Raw genomic sequence first — 17,832 nt, 5'->3', positions numbered from 1 at the left:
AGCTTCATGGGCCGGGATCGATCATGCCTGAAAAACGCATTCAGCGAGAACGTGAGGCACAATAATGAGCATAACCGGAATCGAAAAGCTGGAATTTGGCGTTGAAGATCTGCCAACGTGCGAAAAATTCATGCAGGACTTCGGTCTGCAACCGACGCTACAGCATTGGGGCGAACCGCGCCGTGAATTTACCACGCTGAGCGGGGCTGGCGTGGTGCTGTATCCGCAAGACAGCGAGGTCTTACCGGCCGCGTTTGAGGCGGGTTCAACCCTGCGCCGCATGACCTGGGCAGTTGAAAGCCCTGCGGCGCTGGCTGCGTTGCAGCCCCTGTTGGCGCAGATGCCTGGTTTCCGCCACGTTGGCGAAGAACTGGAATGCCGCGATCCCAACGGTATGACGCTGCGTTTTGCCGTTACGGCGCAGCAACCGGTGGAACTGCCCGTTTCGCCCATCAACCAATGGGGCGATGTACGCCGCATCGACCAGCCAAGCCCGGTTTATGCCAAAGCCGAGCCGGTCAATATCGGCCACGTAGTGTTCTTCGTTGAGGATTTGGCTGCTACCGAGCGCTTCTACTGCGATCTGCTCGGTTTCCAGGTTTCTGACCGCTATATAGATCGCGCCGTCTTCCTGCGCACCCAGGTACGCGGTGGTCATCACAACCTGTTCCTGCTGAAATTGCCTAACCGCCCACGGGGCCTGAACCATGTCGCCTTCACCGTACGCGATATCCATGAAGTGATCGGCGGCGGTATCGCGATGAATAAAGAGCAGTGGAGCACCTTTATAGGCCCAGGCCGCCACCCGATCTCCTCGGCCTATTTTTGGTACGTCAACAGCCCGACCGGCGGTGCCTTTGAGTATTACACCAATGATGACTACCTGACGGAAAACTGGCAGCCGCGTGAGCTGGAGCATTCGCTGGTGTCGTTTACCGAATGGGCGGTCGAAGGCGGTATCGATCACGATACCCGCCGCCAACATAAGAAACCGGGGGCGGTATGAGCCAACCAACCCGTGCAGGCATTGTCATTATCGGCGGCGGTCAAGCTGGTGGGTGGGCGGCGAAAACGCTGCGCGATCGCGGCTACAACGGCAGGCTGTCAGTGATCAGTGACGAGCCTTATGATTTTTACGAACGCCCACCGCTCTCCAAGGCGGCGCTGTTGGATGGTAGTGCGCCACTCAGCCGCCTGTTCAGTGAAGAAGTGGTGGCTGGGATGAATATCGATTGGCACCGTCCGCTACGTGCCGAAGCCATCGACTGGAAGCAGCAAATCGTCACGCTCAGCGACGGCAGCCAGTTGCAGTTCGATCAACTGCTGATCGCCACCGGTGGCCGACCACGCCTGCCGGATGCCAGTTGGGCTAAACACCCGCGAGTAATGACCCTACGTTCCTGGGATGATGCGGCACGCCTGCGCCAGGGCCTACAGCAATGCCAAAAGCTGGCGATTGTGGGTGGTGGCTGGATCGGGCTGGAGATTGCCGCCTCGGCCCGCAAGCTGGGTGTTGACGTGACGGTGTTTGAGCGCCAACCCGCGCTGTGTATGCGTAGCGTAGGGGCTGGCGTTTCCCAGGCGTTGTTGGAACTGCATCAACAGCAAGGCGTCACCGTGCATTGCGACTGCGGCGAGATCACGCTTGAAGATCGCGAGGGTGAAGCCTGGATTGGCAGTGCCAGCAGTGCCGCGCAGCCCTTCGACCTGGTGGTTGTCGGCATCGGCGTTGAGCTGAATCTGGAACTGGCCCACAGCGCCGGGCTGAAGCTTGAAGGCGGGATCGTCGTCGATGGGCAAGGGCGTACCAGCCACCCGGCCATTTTTGCCGCAGGCGATGTTGCGCGCCATCCGACCCTAGGCCTGTGTCTGCAATCCTGGGCCTATGCACAGAATCAGGCGATCAGCACCGCTTGCGCGATGTTGGATGCGTTTGCCGCCCCTTACGATGATGTTGCCTGGCTGTGGTCGGATCAATACGACGCCAATATCCAAATCCTGGGCGTCCCTACCGGCGGCGTTCACCAGATAGTGCGCCGCACGCCGCAGTCACAACTGTTCTTCACCCTGAATGCCGATCGGCAACTGGTGCAACTGGTGGCGTTTAACGACGCGCGCACCATCAAGCTGGGTAAACGCTGGCTGGCCAGCGGACGGGTACTGGATCCGCAGCAACTGGCGGATGTGGAATTTTCTCTGATGGCGTTGAAATAACGCCCGACCCAAAGGGAGCGTTTTATGACTACGCAAGATATTGACGCCCGCAGCGGTCGGGTGGGGGATGCTGTTGCCGAAAATTCACCAACCAGCGTGCGTTGGTCGGTGCCGGCAGCCCTGTTTGCCTGTGTGCTGTTGGCGTTTTTCGACAAGATCAGCATTGCCGCGCTGTTTTCTGACCACGAGTTTCAGCAGGCGATGGGCATCGGCTTTGATCCCACCCGGCTTGGATTGCTGATGAGCGCCTTTTTATTCTCCTACGGCTTTTCTTCAATGCTGTTGAGCGGCATTGGCGATCGGCTCAATCCGGTCAAAGTGCTGATTGGCATGATGGTGACCTGGGGCGTACTGATGGTGCTGATGGGGATGACGCGCTCTTATCACACCATGATGACGCTGCGTATCCTGCTGGGCATCGCCGAAGGGCCGCTGTTGCCAATGGCCTATGCCATCGTGCGCCAGGCTTTTCCGCAACGTCTCCAGGCGCGAGCCACCATGCTGTGGCTGCTGGGAACCCCGATTGGCGCAGCACTGGGCTTCCCGGTCACGCTGTTCATTCTCAGCCGCTTTAACTGGGAAACCACCTTCTTCTTTATGGCGTTTCTGACCGTGCCGGTGATGTTGCTGGTGCTGTTTGGTATGCGTCACCTTAACGTGGCACGTCCGGCGGCCAGCACCACCAGTAAACCGGCCGTTGCCGAGCGTAAACAACTGCGCCGCGAACTGTTCAGTACCCCGCATTTCTGGATGATTTGCCTGTTTAACATCGCGTTTCTCACCTACCTGTGGGGCATGAACGGCTGGCTGCCGAGCTATCTGATCGAAGGGAAAGGCATTCATCTGGAGCACGCCGGATACCTGTCATCACTGCCGTTTATTGCCATGCTGCTTGGCGAGGTGGTGGGGGCCTGGCTGTCGGACAAGGTGGATCGCCGCGCGTTGGCCTGTTTCATCTCGCTGTGCGGTGCCGGGATCGGTTTGGGTGTCGTTCTGTATATGCAGGGCACCTACAGCGTGATCGCCGCCATGTCCTTCAGCACCTTTATGTGGGGAGCCGGCGCGCCAAACATCTTCGCGCTGTTGGCCAAGGCCACCAGCAGCCGGGTGAGCGCTACCGCTGGTGGGGTGTTTAACGGATTGGGTAATTTTGCCGGCGCATTGGCACCGGTGCTGATGGGGGCTTTGATCGCCGCCACCGGCAATATGGATAACGGTTTGCTGTTCCTGGTGGTGATGGCCTTTGTTGGCTGCGCCATTCTGCTGCCGTTACTGAATAAGTATTGATGCAACGAAGGAGAGACAACATGTCCCAGGTTGAGAATAAAGCCGGCATCAAGCCGCAGGATCTGACGATGGAAAACTGGGTGGAATCGCGTATTGCCCGTTTTGAAGGCCGTAAATATGACTGGAACGCGCTGAAGTTCCAGGCCGATTACGATCCGAAGTACCGCCGTGCGCAGATGCGCTATATCGGCACCGGTGCCACCGGCGTCGTCAGCGACACCAACACCATTCCGGCGGGGAACTTTACCTTCTCCACCATGGTGCTGCCGTCGAAATGTGAAGGGCCATTACACCTGCATGATGACGTTGAAGAAGTGTTCTTTATGCTCAAGGGCAAAATCACGCTGATGATCCAGGACGGCGAAGAGTATTACGAAACCATCCTGAAAGAGCGCGATCTGATTTCTGTTCCGGCGGGGGTTTATCGCGGCCTGTTCAATCACGGTGAAGAGGAAGCGCTGATGTGCGTGATGCTCGGTACTGCCAAGCCGGAAACCCCGACTTACCCGGCCGATCACCCGTTGTCGAAAGTGAAGCGTAACTGATGAACAGCTTACCGGAACGCCAGCAGGCGGATTGTGGAGGCCTGCGGCTAAGTTGGCGCGAAGCCGGGCATGGCAGGGCGGTAGTGCTGCTGCATGGCATCAGTTCCGGTTCTGCTTCGTGGGTAAAACAGTTCAGCGATCGCGCCCTGACGGACGGGCACCGCCTGATTGCCTGGGATGCTCCGGGTTATGGCGGTAGCGCAGCGTTGGCACAGACAGAGCCAGATGCTGCCGCTTATGCCAACGCGCTGGCGGGGCTGATCGCGGAATTGCAGTTACAACAGCCGTTGATTGTGGGGCATTCGCTCGGTGCGTTGATCGGCAGTGCCTTTGCCGCTGCCAACCCGGATGGATTGAGTGGACTGGTGCTGGCCGATCCGGCTCAGGGCTATGCCACTGCGCCGCAGGAAAAACGCCAGCAGGTGTATGGCCAACGCAAACAGATGATCGAAACGCTTGGCCCACAGGGTTACGGCGAACAGCGTGCGGCGGCACTGCTACGTGAAGATGCGGATCCGCAGGACATTGCCTGGGTACGCAGCGGCATGCAGCAACTTGATCCGGCCGGTTTTCTCAGCGCCGCCTGGATGTTGGCCAATGACGATATAAACCACTACCTGCTGCGCTATCGCGGCCCGTTACAGGTGTGGTGTGGCAGTGTCGATCGCATCACTCCACCAGAGGGCGCCGCAACGTTGGCGCAACAGCAGGATGCGACGATGCGTCTGATTGATGCGGCGGGGCATGCCAGCTATCTCGATGCGCCAGCGCGGTTTAACCGCTATTTGCAGGACTTTACGGGGGCAATCCAACCATGAATTTTCAGATTGAACGGCGAGTGGCGGTGGTCACCGGAGGATCCTCGGGGATCGGTTTTGAAACGCTGCGTCTGTTGCTGGCCGAAGGGGCGAAAGTCGCTTTCTGTGGCCGCAATCAGGACAAACTGGCCAGCGCCGAGGCTAGCCTGCGTGAAGAGTTCCCGCAGGCGGAGATCCTGGCGTTACGTTGCGACGTGCTCGACGCCGAGCAGGTTGCCAAGTTTGCCGAGCAGGTCAGCACGCATTTTGGCGCAGTGGATATGTTGATCAACAACGCCGGGCAGGGGTTTGTGGCGCATTTCGACCAGACGCCGCGCGAAGCCTGGCTGCATGAGGCAGAGCTGAAACTCTTCGGGGTGATCAACCCGGTGCAGGCCTTTTTACCGGCGTTGGAGCGTTCGGATATCGCCTCCATTACCTGCGTTAACTCACTGCTGGCTCTACAGCCGGAAGAGCACATGATTGCCACCTCGGCAGCCCGTGCCGCGTTGCTCAACATGACGCTGACCTTATCGAAAGAGCTGGTGAGCAAAGGGGTCCGCGTCAATTCCATCCTGCTGGGCATGGTGGAGTCGGGCCAATGGCGGCGGCGTTTTGCCGAACGCCAGGATCAACAACAAAGCTGGGAACAGTGGACGGCGGCGATTGCCGAGCGGCGTGGCATCCCGATGGGGCGTTTGGGTAAACCGCAGGAACCGGCACGGGCGCTGCTGTTTTTAGCCTCCCCCCTGGCCTCCTTTACCACCGGTGCGGCGTTGGACGTTTCCGGCGGTTTCAATCGCCATCTCTGACAGGACTGAAAAGATGAAGAAGATCATGATGATTGGCTATGGCGCGATGGCAAAAGAGGTGCTGGCGCGCCTGCCGGAGGGCGTGGCAGTCGGTTGGATCGTGGCTCGGGAAACACATCATGCCGAGATCGACGCCGCGTTTGCCGGACAGGTGCAGGCGTTGACCCATCCTGACCAGTGTACCGGGCAACCTGATTTGGTGCTGGAGTGTGCTAGCCAGCAGGCGGTCGCCGAGTTTGGTGAGGCTATCGTTAAGCGTGGCTGGCGGCTGGCGGTGATCTCTACTGGGGCCCTGGCAGATGCCGCATTGCAGCAGCGTTTGCAGCAGTCCTGCGCACGTTACCACGGGCGGCTGATCGTGCTGTCTGGTGCGGTGGCGGGTATGGATGGCCTGGCTTCGGCGCGGGAAGGCGGGTTGGACAGCGTGACCTATCAGTCCAGCAAAAGCCCGGCCAGTTGGCGCGGCAGTCCGGCGGAAAAAATGATTAATCTGGATGCTGTCAGCGAAGCCCAGGTGTTCTTTGAGGGGTCGGCGCGGGAAGCCGCAAGCATGTTCCCAGCCAACGCCAACGTAGCGGCCACCATTGCGCTGCATGGCTTGGGGATGGATGCCACGCGGGTACGCTTGCAGGTAGATCCGCATACTCAACGTAATACTCACCGCCTACAGGTGTGTGGCCAGTTTGGCGAGTTCCAGATTGAGCTGTGCGGCAACCCGCTGGCCAGCAACCCGAAAACATCAACGCTGGCGGCGCTGAGTGCGGTACAAGCCTGCCGCAGTTTGGTGGACGGCGGTTTTATTGCCTGAATGGCAGGAGCAAAGCATGGAAACGTTAAAGATTTTTCTTGCCGGCCGCTGGTGCGAAGGGCGCGGCGAAGAGATGAGTTCGGTTTTCCCGGCTGATGGCAGCGTGAATGCTCGCCTGCGAGCGGCGAACGTCGAGGATGTGAATGAGGCGGTTGCGGCGGCAGAAAAAGCCTGGCGCGAGCCGAGCTGGCGTGGATTGGTGCCGCATCAGCGTGCGGCGATCCTGCATCGCGTTAGCGATTTGATTACTGAACAAGTGGAAGCCCTGGCGCAGTTGCAAACCCGTGACAATGGCAAACCGCTGGCTGAGACCCGTGGGCTGGTCATGAGTGCGGCGGCTACGGCTCGCTATTTTGCTGCCGCCTGCGAGGTGTTGGAGGGTGAGCTTCCTACCCAGCGTAACCGTGATGCGATGACGCTAAGCCAGTATCAGCCGTTGGGCGTGATAGCGGCGATCACGCCGTGGAACTCACCGATTGCCAGTGAAATGCAGAAGGTGGCTCCGGCGCTGGCGGCAGGGAATGCGGTGGTACTGAAACCGGCAGAGGCTACGCCGTTAATGGCGCTGAAACTGGCCGAACTGTTTGAACAGGCAGGCTTGCCTGCTGGCTTGCTCAGCGTATTGCCGGGCAAGGGGTCGGTGATTGGTGAAGCCTTGGCTCGCCATCCGTTGGTGAAAAAAATCTCCTTCACCGGCGGGACTTCCACGGGCCGTCATTTGGCGCATATTGCCGCAGAAAAACTGATCCCTACCTCGTTAGAGTTGGGGGGGAAGTCGCCCACCATTGTGCTGGAAGATGCGGATCTGGAACAGGCTGCTCGTGGCATCTGCTACGGCATTTTCAGCTCGGCCGGGCAGGCATGTATCGCCGGTTCACGACTGTTTGTGCACCGCTCGCTGTATCAGCCGCTGTTGGCCCGTTTATGCGAGCTGACCGCCGGACTGCGTATTGGTAACCCGCTGCAAGCCGGTGTGCACCTCGGCCCGCTGATCAGCCACAAGCATCGTCAGAGCGTGGCGGACTACGTGGCCTTGGCTCAGCAGGAGGGGGGGCGGGTGCTCATTGGCGGTGAAGCTCCTGCCAATCCGCAGTTGGCTCAGGGCAGCTACTACCTGCCGACCATTATTGAAGGGCTGAGCAACAGTGCTCGCACCTGCCAGGAAGAGATCTTTGGCCCGGTGCTGGTGGTGATGTCGTTTGATGATGAACAGCAACTGATCGAACAGGCCAACGACTCGATCTATGGCTTGGCGGCCGGGATCTGGAGCCGTGATTTTGCCCGCACGATGGCGCTGGCGGAACAGCTGGAAACCGGCACCGTCTGGATCAATACCTACAAGACATTCTCGATTTCCACACCATTTGGCGGTTTTAAACAAAGCGGCCTGGGGCGCGAAAAGGGCCTGCATGGCATCCAGGCCTATATGCAGCAAAAGAGTTTGTATCTCTCCCTCAGCAATCAGCCTAACCGCTGGAGCGACTGACGTACCCTACGATCAAAGACAATAAGAAGGCAGATGATGAGCGAAAAAATTACGGTTGGTGAGGCGATAGCCCGAACGTTGGAACAGTACGAGGTGGCGGCAATGTACGGCATCATCTCGATCCATAATCTGCCGATTGCCGATGCCGTTGGGCAGCGTGGCGCGATCCGTTTTGTACCGGCGCGCGGTGAGGCAGGTGCTGTAACCATGGCCGATGCCCACGGGCGCTTTTCTGGCTTGGGGGTGGCGCTGACCAGTACCGGAGCCGGAGCCGGTAACGCTGTTGGTGCGATGATTGAAGCGCTGAATGCCAATACGCCGCTGTTGCATATCACCGGCCAGGTAGAGAAAGCCTATCTGGACGCCGATGCCGGGTTTATCCATGAAACCAAGGATCAACTGGGCTTCCTGCGCGCCTGTTCGAAGCAGGCATACCGGGTGAACTCGCCAGAGCAGGCGGTCGCGGTGATCCAGCGCGCCATTCTGGATGCGCAGACTGTGCCTTGTGGCCCGGTGGCGGTAGAGATCCCGATCGATATTCAGAACAGCCTGGTCCCCGCCAGCCTGGTAGGGAAGGTGGTACCGCCTCCTGCTCTGCCTGCTGCGGATGAAGCTGCGGTTGAGCGTCTTTATCAGCTAGTAAAACGCGCCAAACGTCCATTGCTGTGGGTTGGTGGTGGTGCGCTGGCCTGTCGTGAGGCGGTGAAACAGTTGGCGGATGCCGGTGTGGTAGTGATCTCCAGCACCCATGGGCGTGGGATTTTACCGGATAGCCATCCGCGCAGCCTGCGGGCCTTCCACAACTCGCCAAGCGTTGAGGCGATCCTGACGCAGTGTGATTTGACGCTGGTAGCCGGTTCCCGTCTGCGGAGTAACGAAACTCGTACCTGGTCACTCCCACTGCCGCGTCCGTTGGTACAGATTGATATCGATCCGGCAGCGGCCAACCGCAATTATCTGGCGGATGAGCAGGTTTATGGCGACTGTTCCGCCTTGCTGAGTGCGCTGGCAGCACGCCTGGCCCCCGGCGAGAAGGTGAATGCCGAGTGGGATGCGGAGATTGGCCGTGCGGTTGAGTTGGCCGAAACGGCGCTGCGCCAGCAGTCTGGTGAATATGCCAAACTGAACGATGCCATCGCCGCCGCGCTGCCGCAGGATGGCCTGCTGGTACGTGACATCACTGTTTCTGGCAGTGTATGGGGTAGCCGCCTGTTCCGGGCCATCTCGCCTTTATGCAATATTCACTCGCTGGCCGGGGCGATCGGCATGGGGTTACCGATGGCGATCGGCACGGCCATTGCCAACCCGCAGCGCAAGGTGGTTGGCTTGGTCGGGGATGGCGGTTTGGCGCTGGGTCTGGGAGAACTGGCAACCATGGCGCAGGAGCAGGCCAATATCACCTTGCTGATCATGAACGACGGCGGTTATGGCGTGATGCGTGGCATTCAGGACAAGTATTTCTCTGGACGCCAGTATTATAACGAGTTGCATACTCCGGCGTTCTGCCAGGTAGCAGAGGCGATGGGGCTGAAAGCTTGGAAAGTAAGCGATGCTGCGCACTTTGGCGGCGTGCTGGCGGAGGCGATTAATTACCCTGGGCCATCGGTGGTAGAGGTTGATATGAAAAGCGTTGGGCCGTTGACCTTCGCTGGCCCACCGCAGAAGCTGTACTGATTGCTTACTCGGTTCCCTCTCTACAGAGGCGTACTCCCAAGAGAGGGAACATAGCGTTACTTACCAGCGGCGATGCGATCGCGAATGTGCTTGGCACGGGCTTCGGAAGTTGGGTGGCTGTCAAACATGCTGCTTTCATGACCACCGTCTAATTTCGCCAGTTTATCGAAACTGGTAGCCAGACCTTCTGGATTGATGCCGCGTTTCTTCAGCAGATCGAACGAGTAATCATCCGCTTCACTTTCCTGTTTTTGTGAGAACTGGGCATTGACCAGTTTTTCGCCCAGATCGGCCAACTGCGACTGAGACAGTGAGGCTGCTACGCCACCAGCTGAAGATGCTGCGGTACGTAATGCCACTGTCCCATAAGCGACCTGCATGGCTTTACGAGTGTGGCCCAGCGCAACGTGGCCCATTTCATGGCCCAGTACGCCTTCGACTTCGTTATCATCCATCATGTCCATCAGGCCGCTGTAGACGCGGATACAGCCGTTGGCCATCGCCCAGGCATTGACGTCTTTGGTCACGTAAACCTTGTAGTTTGCAGGGGTACCGTTGATGTTATCCCCCAACGCGGCGGCAATCTTGTTCAGGCGCTTGGTATAGTCGCTGCTTGCTGGCGCGATTTGCTCCTTGCTATCCATCTCTGCACAGGATTTATCACTGAGTGCCTTGACGTCGCTATCGCTCAGCGTCGCCGCCTGGTAGGCCTGGGCGCCGGATTGTAGTAGGGTATCGGTATTAAGGTTTTGACAGCCGCTCAATAAAGCAGTAATGCTCAGTGCAATCAAAGAAGTACGGATTTTCATCGTTCTATCGTCCTGTGATAGTTAAGGGGGAGATCTGCTGCCATTATTCTGCGCATAGCCTAGTGTACGGTAGGCATGGTCGAAATAGCTATATTCCGAAATGTGTCCCGAACGTGCGCATTAGTGATGAACTCGCTCTCATTCGGTATTAGGGATTGCTGTTTCAATGCCGAGTCTGAGAAAATAGAAATCTTGATCGCTTTTTTAATCCGACCTGGAGTAAAACATGTCCTCTCGTAAAGAGCTTGCCAACGCCATTCGCGCACTTAGCATGGATGCCGTACAAAAAGCCAATTCCGGCCACCCGGGTGCCCCTATGGGCATGGCAGATATCGCCGAAGTCCTGTGGCGTGACTACCTGAACCACAACCCGACTAACCCGCACTGGGCTGACCGCGACCGTTTCGTGCTGTCCAACGGCCATGGCTCAATGCTGATTTATAGCCTGTTGCACCTCACCGGCTACGATCTGCCGATGAGCGAGCTGGAAAACTTCCGTCAGCTGCATTCCAAAACTCCGGGTCACCCAGAATATGGTTATACCCCAGGCGTAGAAACCACCACCGGTCCACTGGGCCAGGGGATCGCCAACGCGATCGGTTTCGCCATTGCCGAACGTACGCTGGCCGCGCAGTTCAACCGCCCGGGCCACGAGATTGTTGACCACCACACCTACGCCTTCATGGGCGATGGTTGCATGATGGAAGGCATCTCTCACGAAGTCTGCTCCCTGGCGGGTACCATGAAGCTGGGCAAACTGACGGCGTTCTATGATGACAACGGTATCTCCATCGACGGCCACGTAGAAGGCTGGTTCACCGACGATACCGCCAAGCGTTTCGAAGCCTATGGCTGGCACGTGGTGCGTGGCGTTGACGGCCACAACAGCGACTCTATCAAAGCCGCGATCGAAGAAGCCCATAAGGTCACCGACAAACCTTCCCTGCTGATGTGCAAAACCGTGATTGGCTTCGGTTCACCACACAAAGCGGGCACCCATGATTCCCACGGTGCACCACTGGGTGCAGCCGAAGTTGCGGCTACCCGTGAAGCTCTGGGCTGGAAATACGCCGCCTTCGAAATCCCGCAGGACATTTATGCCCAGTGGGATGCCAAAGAAGCTGGTAAGGCTAAAGAAGCCGCCTGGAACGAGAAACTGGCCGCTTATACCAAAGCCTTCCCGGAACTGGCCGCAGAGTTCAAACGCCGCACCAGCGGTGAACTGCCAGCCAACTGGAAAGTGGAAGCGAAGAAATTCGTTGAGCAGTTGCAGGCTAACCCAGCCAACATCGCCAGCCGTAAGGCATCACAGAACTCACTGGAAGCCTTCGGCAAACTGCTGCCTGAATTCCTCGGTGGTTCTGCGGACCTGGCACCAAGCAACCTGACCATGTGGTCTGGCTCCAAGTCTCTGGGTGACGATCTGGCAGGTAACTACATCCATTATGGCGTGCGCGAATTCGGCATGACCGCCATCACCAACGGTATCGCGCTGCACGGTGGTTTCCTGCCGTACTCTGCAACCTTCCTGATGTTCGTGGAATACGCCCGTAACGCGGTGCGTATGGCTGCGCTGATGAAAATCCGCAACGTGTTCGTCTACACCCACGATTCTATCGGTCTGGGTGAAGATGGCCCGACGCACCAGCCGGTTGAGCAGTTGGCCAGCCTGCGCGTGACCCCGAACATGAGCACCTGGCGCCCTTGTGACCAGGTCGAGTCGGCTGTTGCCTGGCAGTACGGCATCGAGCGCAATGATGGCCCGACTACGCTGGTGTTCTCCCGTCAGAACCTGACCCAGCAGCCACGTACCGCCGAGCAGTTGGCGAACGTTTATCGCGGTGGTTATGTGCTGAAAGACTGCGCAGGTACTCCGGACGTGATCCTGATTGCGACCGGTTCTGAAGTGGGCATCACCGTTGAAGCTGCCGACAAGCTGACCGCCGAAGGGCGTAAAGTGCGTGTGGTCTCCATGCCGTCTACCGACGCCTTCGACAAGCAGGACGCGGCCTACCGTGAATCTGTGCTGCCAGCGGCAGTTTCCGCTCGCGTAGCAGTGGAAGCGGGTATCGCGGATTACTGGTACAAGTATGTTGGCCTGAACGGCGCTATCGTGGGCATGACCACCTTCGGTGAGTCTGCTCCGGCAGAGCTGTTGTTCAAAGAGTTCGGCTTCACCGTCGACAATGTGGTAGCCAAGGCTAACGCACTGTTGAAATAACGACTGAGCTTCAACTGTGCGAGGGGCGAATATTCGCCCCTTATTTTTTGCTCCCCGGCCACTCACCTTTCTCTCTCCTCAGCCTAGACAACATTAAGAAATCCTTAATGATTGGATAAACATGGCTGTTGCTGTCCAAAAATCGCCCACCATCACAAAACAGCAACATAGCGAATTAACGGCGTTGCTTAACCACCGCCATTCGCTATATGTTAATTTTTGGTTTTATAAATGTAACCAGGAGTTAATGATATGTTTTTTAAAATTGGCATATCCATGGCGACGGCGGCCGTCTTGATCTCTGCTCCGGCCTTCGCGCAGTTCCCGGCAGGCTACCCGGTCGATTATCAAAAGATTGTCGATGCGGCGAAAAAAGAAGGCAAGGTAGTGGTGTATTCCACTACGGATACCAAAGCCGCAGGGCCACTGATCCAGGGGTTTGAAGCGCTGTATCCTGGTATCAAAGTCGAATACAACGATATGAACAGCACCGAGCTGTATAACCGCTATATCAGCGAGCAGGCGGCTGGGGGCACCAGTGGTGACGTGGTGTGGAGTTCTTCCATGGATACCGCGCTGAAGCTGGCCACCGACTATGCGTTGGAATATGCCTCGCCAGAGCAGGGGCAATTGCCTAAGTGGGCCGTGTGGAAAGATAAGGCCTATGGCACAACTTATGAGCCGGTGGTGTTTATCTACAACAAGCGCCTGATCCCGCAGAGTGAGGTGCCGGACTCCCATGCTGCACTGGCCAAGCTGATTGCCAGCCAGCCGGATAAATTCAAAAAGAAAGTCACCACCTATGACATCGAGAAGTCGGGCCTGGGCTTCATGCTCTCGGTGCAAGACTTCAAGGCCGATCCAAACTACTTCGCTACCTTGGCCGATATCGCCAAGGGCGGGTTGGCCGTGCAGTCTTCCACTGGCACCATGATGGAAAGGGTTTCCTCAGGCGAAAACCTGATTGGCTTTAATATCCTGGGATCTTATGCCGAGGCGCGAGCCAAAACCGACCCTTCACTCGGGATCTCGTATCCCAAAGACTACACGCTGGTGTTGTCACGCGTGACCTTTATCAGCCAGGAAGCGGCCAACAGTAATGCGGCCAAACTGTGGGTGAACTACGTGCTGTCTGAGCAAGGGCAGAACATCCTGGCCAACCAGGCGGATATCCCCTCCATCCGCAACGATATCGAAGGCAAGAACGACATTGATGGCATGACGCAGATGTTGGGCAAGGCGTTGAAACCGATCCCGGTAGACGAAAGCCTGCTGGAATATCTGGAACCTGCCAAACGCCTGGACTACATCAAACAGTGGCGTACCGCCGCCGCGAAGTAATGGTGGAATTGGGGCCATGCTAATCATTGTTGCCCCTCACCCCAACCCTCTCCCACAGGGAGAGGGAGCTGGTACGGTGTTGTAGGTGGGGTCAGAAGCCAATCTGTGGCACGGGCGTATTCAGTCCTCCTCTTCAAAAAGGAGAGGAAACCCGTTAGGTGTCATGTTCAGTCTCAGAAGTGAAAAGGTAGCACATTCAGTCCCCTCTCCCTGTGGGAGAGGGTTAGGGTGAGGGGAAATGCACAGAGCCACACTCTCCTGTGTTCTCCTCCAGCATGAAGCCTGTATTGCTTAAACAGGGAACTCTACCCCGGTGCATCTCAGGATGCAGGGGATATCACCATCGGGACAGTCTATGAAAGCATTGCGCAACAAGTGGCAGAGCCTGCCGCGCGGCTTGGTGGTGCTGATAACCGCGCTGGTTATCTACGTACCACTGTCGTTTATCGTGATCCAAAGCTTCCTTTCCGCGCCGTTTTTCTCGCCTTCCAAGGTGTTCAGCCTTGAGGCTTTCCGCTTTATCTTTACCGACCCGGATTTCTACAAAGCGTTGAAAAGCGGGTTTATTCTGGCATTTGGTCTGGTGGTCATCTCCATTCCGTTAGGCGGTGTGCTGGCGTTCTTGATGGTAAGAACCGATCTGCCGGGCCGCCGCTTTATTGAACCGCTGATCCTGGTACCGATCTTCGTCTCGCCGATGGTGTTGGGCTTTGGCTACGTGGTGGCCGCCGGGCCGGTCGGCTTCTTCTCGCTGTGGGCGGAATCCTTGCTGGGCTTTGTGCCCTGGAATATCTATGCGATGGGCAGCATCGTGGTGATCGCCGGACTCACGCACGTTCCCCACGCTTATCTTTATATTTCATCGGCGCTGCGCAGCGTCGGCTCGGATGTCGAAGAGGCGGCCCGCACCGCCGGGGCTTCTCCGCTACAGGTGATGACCGCCGTCAGCTTGCCCATGGTGCGCCCGTCGATCCTGTATGCCAGCGTGTTGCTGTTCTTCCTGGGGCTGGAAGTGTTTGGGCTGATGCTGGTGCTGGGCGATCCGGAAGGCAACCTGGTGTTGGCGACTTACCTGTATCAACTGACCAACAAGCTCGGTACGCCGTCTTACCACCTGATGGCGGCGGTGGCGGTGGTGTTGATCTGCATTACCATTCCATTGGTTATGCTGCAACGGCGTCTGATGCGAACTGCCAACCGCTTTGTCACGGTCAAGGGAAAAGCCTCTCAGGCCCGTGCATTGCCGTTGGGTAAATGGCGCTGGGTCGCCGGTGGCGTAGTGGTCTTGTGGCTTACCGTTACCATCGGTGTTCCGCTGGTGGGTGTGGTGCTGCGCGCCTTTATTTCCAACTGGGGCGTCGGGGTTTCCATTTGGGATGAGCTGTCGCTCAACACCTTCTGCACCATTTGGCAGCAACCTAACCTGCTGCGGGCGATTGTCAACTCGATGGCGATCGGGGTGTTCGGTGGTGCGCTGGCGGTGGTGTGTTATCTGTTTATCGGCATTGCGATGCACCGTAAACCTGACGGCGTGACCCGTTTTCTGGATTACAGCGTACTGGTGCCGCGAGCCGTGCCTGGCTTACTGGCAGGCTTGGCCTTCCTGTGGGTGTTCTTGTTCCTGCCGATGTGGCTGGACAAATCGCTAAAAGCCGGTTGGCTCTCCGCGCTGCCGATCGCCGAATGGCTACGCGAAAACCTGGTGGTATGGCTACGCTCCCTGCGCAGCACCATCTTCAGCGTCTGGCTGGCTTATACCGTGGTGTGGATGGCTTATGGCCTGCGGCTGATCTCATCGACGCTGTTGCAGGTTGCTCCCGAGTTGGAGGAGGCTGCACGCAGCACCGGAGCCTCTCGCGGTCAGATCACGCGCCATGTGACGATCCCGCTCTCCCGCTACGGCCTGATTGGCTCTTGGTTGCTGATGTTCCTGATCTTCGAACGTGAATATTCCACCGGGGTCTATCTGCTGTCACCGGGTACGGAAACCATAGGTTCCATGCTGGTTTCCCTGTGGGCGGCGGGGGCGATCGATATTGTCGCCGCGCTCTCTTTTATTAACATCCTTCTGGTCGTGTTAGGACTAGGGATTGCCCTGCGATTTGGAGTGAAAATCCATGATTGAGCTTTCAGTAGATAACCTGCACCTGACCTACGGCGATAATCCGGTATTGAAGGGCGTTTCCATGCAGCTCAAACGGGGGGAGGTGGTTTCACTACTCGGGCCGTCAGGCAGTGGCAAAACCACCTTGCTGCGCGCGGTGGCCGGGTTGGAAAAACCTACCCAGGGGAAAATCGTCATTGGCAACAATACCGTCTATGACGGCACGGCGCGCAGCGAGATCCCGGCGGAAGAACGCAATCTGGGCCTGGTGTTTCAATCCTATGCGTTATGGCCCCACAAAACCGTGTTTGATAACGTGGCCTATCCGCTGAAATTACGCAAAACGCCTGCGGGGGAAATAACTCAGCGTGTGCAGGCGGTACTCGATCAGCTCGGTTTAGGGCAGTTGGGTAAGCGTCATCCCCATCAGCTTTCCGGTGGTCAGCAGCAGCGCGTGGCGATTGGCCGTGCGTTGGTCTATAACCCACCGGTGATCTTGCTGGATGAGCCGCTATCTAACCTGGACGCCAAGCTGCGCGAGGAAGCGCGGGTGTTCCTGCGTGAGCTGATCATCAAACTGGGTCTTTCTGCGCTGATGGTAACCCACGACCAGAACGAGGCGATGGCGATCTCCGATCGGATCCTGCTGCTCAATAACGGCAAGATCGAACAGCAGGGCACGCCGCAGGAAATGTACGGTTCGCCTGCCACGTTGTTTACCGCCGAGTTTATGGGCAGCAACAACCGTCTGTTTGGCAAGGTGACGGAGATCCGTGAAGGCAACGCGCGGATCGAAGGTAAAGACTGGGTGCTGTGGGGCAAGGCCGGGGCTGGGTTAACCACCGGGCAGGAAGCAACGGCGGTGATCCGCGTTGAGCGCGTGCGCCTGGGGGAAGATCCGCAGGGCAATCAGATCTCATTACCTCTGCTGACCAGTATGTATCTTGGTGACCGTTGGGAATATCTGTTCCGCACGGTAGCAGAGGACTTTGTGGTTCGCGCCTATGGCACTGAAGGCCGTGGCCAAGAGATGTGTACGCTGTCTCTGCCCGCCGAACATCTGTGGATTTTCCCCAAGGGCTGATTAACTGAAATGGTTTGCCATTGATAGAGTGTGAAGGGGCGCGCCGAACAGCGCCCCTAATCATTACAATTACAGCTGAGTCAGTTTTTTCACTTCAAGACTGACCAGTTTCCCTTCCAATTCGGCCAGGAAGGCATCGTGGTAAGACATTGCCATGTGCTCTTTCAGCGCTTGCTCAGAAGTCCAGCGTTCGATAAATACGAAAGCGCCCGGATGGCCCTGCTCTTCATGCAAATCATATTGGATACAGCCTGGTTCGGAACGGCTCGGGGCGACCATGGCGCGTACCGCTTTGTCTACCGCAGCACGGTGTTCCGGCATGGCTTTGATCAGGGCGACTACTTTGATTTCACTCATTTTGGTTCCTTGTAAATAACATTAACCACAAAAGAAAGAGAGTTAGACCCATCAGCATTTGCTTCACCTAACAAACGCAGGGTCTATTATGGTGGTCTTGGCGTTAGCGGCAAGTCATTTGCGCATTCGAACTCAATTCGGCTAGCGGGGGCTGAGGGTAAAAATGTGCGCTAGATCATTTTATTTTCGCAAAGTCCCCTCGACATGACAGGCAGCGCATTGCACCTGTTCCTTTTGGCAAAACTTTGGTTTATGCTCGGCTGAAGCGTTTCAGTTATCACTGTTGTTAGTGG

15 protein-coding genes are annotated in these 17,832 nt (G+C 57.4%); 13 read left to right on the top strand and 2 right to left on the bottom strand.

Annotated features, from left to right (window positions below; all coding sequences use genetic code 11):
• Positions 1–64: 64 nt before the first annotated feature.
• The 9 genes from KGP17_RS21920 to KGP17_RS21880 are packed head-to-tail and all read left to right on the top strand — an operon-like array spanning position 65 to position 9,623.
• On the top strand, positions 65–1,006 hold the full coding sequence (locus tag KGP17_RS21920) for a VOC family protein (RefSeq protein WP_223498318.1): 942 nt from the start codon (positions 65–67) through the stop codon (positions 1,004–1,006).
• Positions 1,003–2,214: an NAD(P)/FAD-dependent oxidoreductase gene (locus tag KGP17_RS21915; RefSeq protein WP_223498317.1), complete on the top strand. Its 1,212-nt coding sequence runs from the start codon at positions 1,003–1,005 to the stop codon at positions 2,212–2,214. Before KGP17_RS21920 ends, KGP17_RS21915 begins: the two co-directional genes overlap by 4 nt.
• 24 nt (positions 2,215–2,238) lie before the next feature.
• Positions 2,239–3,501, top strand: coding sequence for an MFS transporter (locus tag KGP17_RS21910; protein WP_223498316.1), 1,263 nt, complete (start codon positions 2,239–2,241; stop codon positions 3,499–3,501).
• Between the two features lie 20 nt (positions 3,502–3,521).
• Positions 3,522–4,046 (top strand): cupin domain-containing protein, encoded by a 525-nt coding sequence (locus tag KGP17_RS21905; RefSeq protein WP_021806228.1) that lies wholly within the window; start codon positions 3,522–3,524, stop codon positions 4,044–4,046.
• A complete protein-coding gene (locus KGP17_RS21900; protein ID WP_223498315.1) occupies positions 4,046–4,864 on the top strand; it encodes an alpha/beta fold hydrolase in 819 nt (272 codons plus the stop codon). Before KGP17_RS21905 ends, KGP17_RS21900 begins: the two co-directional genes overlap by 1 nt.
• Entirely contained in the window at positions 4,861–5,655 is a 795-nt protein-coding gene (locus KGP17_RS21895) for an SDR family oxidoreductase (protein ID WP_021806226.1), read from the top strand. Before KGP17_RS21900 ends, KGP17_RS21895 begins: the two co-directional genes overlap by 4 nt.
• Before the next feature lie 13 nt (positions 5,656–5,668).
• A complete protein-coding gene (locus tag KGP17_RS21890; RefSeq protein WP_223498314.1) occupies positions 5,669–6,463 on the top strand; it encodes an aspartate dehydrogenase in 795 nt (264 codons plus the stop codon).
• Between the two features lie 16 nt (positions 6,464–6,479).
• Positions 6,480–7,949, top strand: a complete 1,470-nt coding sequence (locus tag KGP17_RS21885) for an aldehyde dehydrogenase (RefSeq protein ID WP_223498313.1) — start codon at positions 6,480–6,482, stop codon at positions 7,947–7,949.
• A 36-nt stretch (positions 7,950–7,985) separates the two neighbouring features.
• Positions 7,986–9,623: a thiamine pyrophosphate-binding protein gene (locus KGP17_RS21880; RefSeq protein WP_223499706.1), complete on the top strand. Its 1,638-nt coding sequence runs from the start codon at positions 7,986–7,988 to the stop codon at positions 9,621–9,623.
• Positions 9,624–9,679: 56 nt separating this feature from the next.
• Here the strand turns inward: KGP17_RS21880 and KGP17_RS21875 are convergent, their stop codons facing one another.
• Positions 9,680–10,432 (bottom strand): M48 family metallopeptidase, encoded by a 753-nt coding sequence (locus KGP17_RS21875; protein ID WP_021179773.1) that lies wholly within the window; start codon positions 10,430–10,432, stop codon positions 9,680–9,682.
• A 226-nt stretch (positions 10,433–10,658) separates the two neighbouring features.
• On the opposite strand from KGP17_RS21875, the gene tkt reads away from it, so the two are divergent.
• The 4 genes from tkt to KGP17_RS21855 all read left to right on the top strand — a co-directional run bounded on the left by tkt (position 10,659) and on the right by KGP17_RS21855 (position 17,182).
• The gene (gene tkt / locus KGP17_RS21870; protein ID WP_223498312.1) at positions 10,659–12,653 is read left to right on the top strand and encodes a transketolase; all 1,995 of its coding nucleotides are present in this window, start codon (positions 10,659–10,661) and stop codon (positions 12,651–12,653) included.
• Between the two features lie 252 nt (positions 12,654–12,905).
• Positions 12,906–13,994: an ABC transporter substrate-binding protein gene (locus KGP17_RS21865; protein ID WP_223498311.1), complete on the top strand. Its 1,089-nt coding sequence runs from the start codon at positions 12,906–12,908 to the stop codon at positions 13,992–13,994.
• Positions 13,995–14,349: 355 nt separating this feature from the next.
• The gene (locus KGP17_RS21860; RefSeq protein ID WP_223498310.1) at positions 14,350–16,119 is read left to right on the top strand and encodes an iron ABC transporter permease; all 1,770 of its coding nucleotides are present in this window, start codon (positions 14,350–14,352) and stop codon (positions 16,117–16,119) included.
• Positions 16,112–17,182, top strand: a complete 1,071-nt coding sequence (locus KGP17_RS21855) for an ABC transporter ATP-binding protein (RefSeq protein ID WP_223498309.1) — start codon at positions 16,112–16,114, stop codon at positions 17,180–17,182. Before KGP17_RS21860 ends, KGP17_RS21855 begins: the two co-directional genes overlap by 8 nt.
• Positions 17,183–17,251: 69 nt before the next feature.
• Here the strand turns inward: KGP17_RS21855 and KGP17_RS21850 are convergent, their stop codons facing one another.
• Complete coding sequence (locus KGP17_RS21850; protein ID WP_021806219.1) at positions 17,252–17,539, bottom strand: putative quinol monooxygenase; 288 nt, start codon at positions 17,537–17,539, stop codon at positions 17,252–17,254.
• Positions 17,540–17,832: the final 293 nt, after the last annotated feature.

The organism is Serratia sp. JSRIV001 (assembly GCF_019968745.1).
GTDB classification, from domain to species: Bacteria; Pseudomonadota; Gammaproteobacteria; order Enterobacterales; family Enterobacteriaceae; genus Chania; species Chania fonticola_B.
This window is presented reverse-complemented; position numbering and strand designations above follow the sequence as displayed.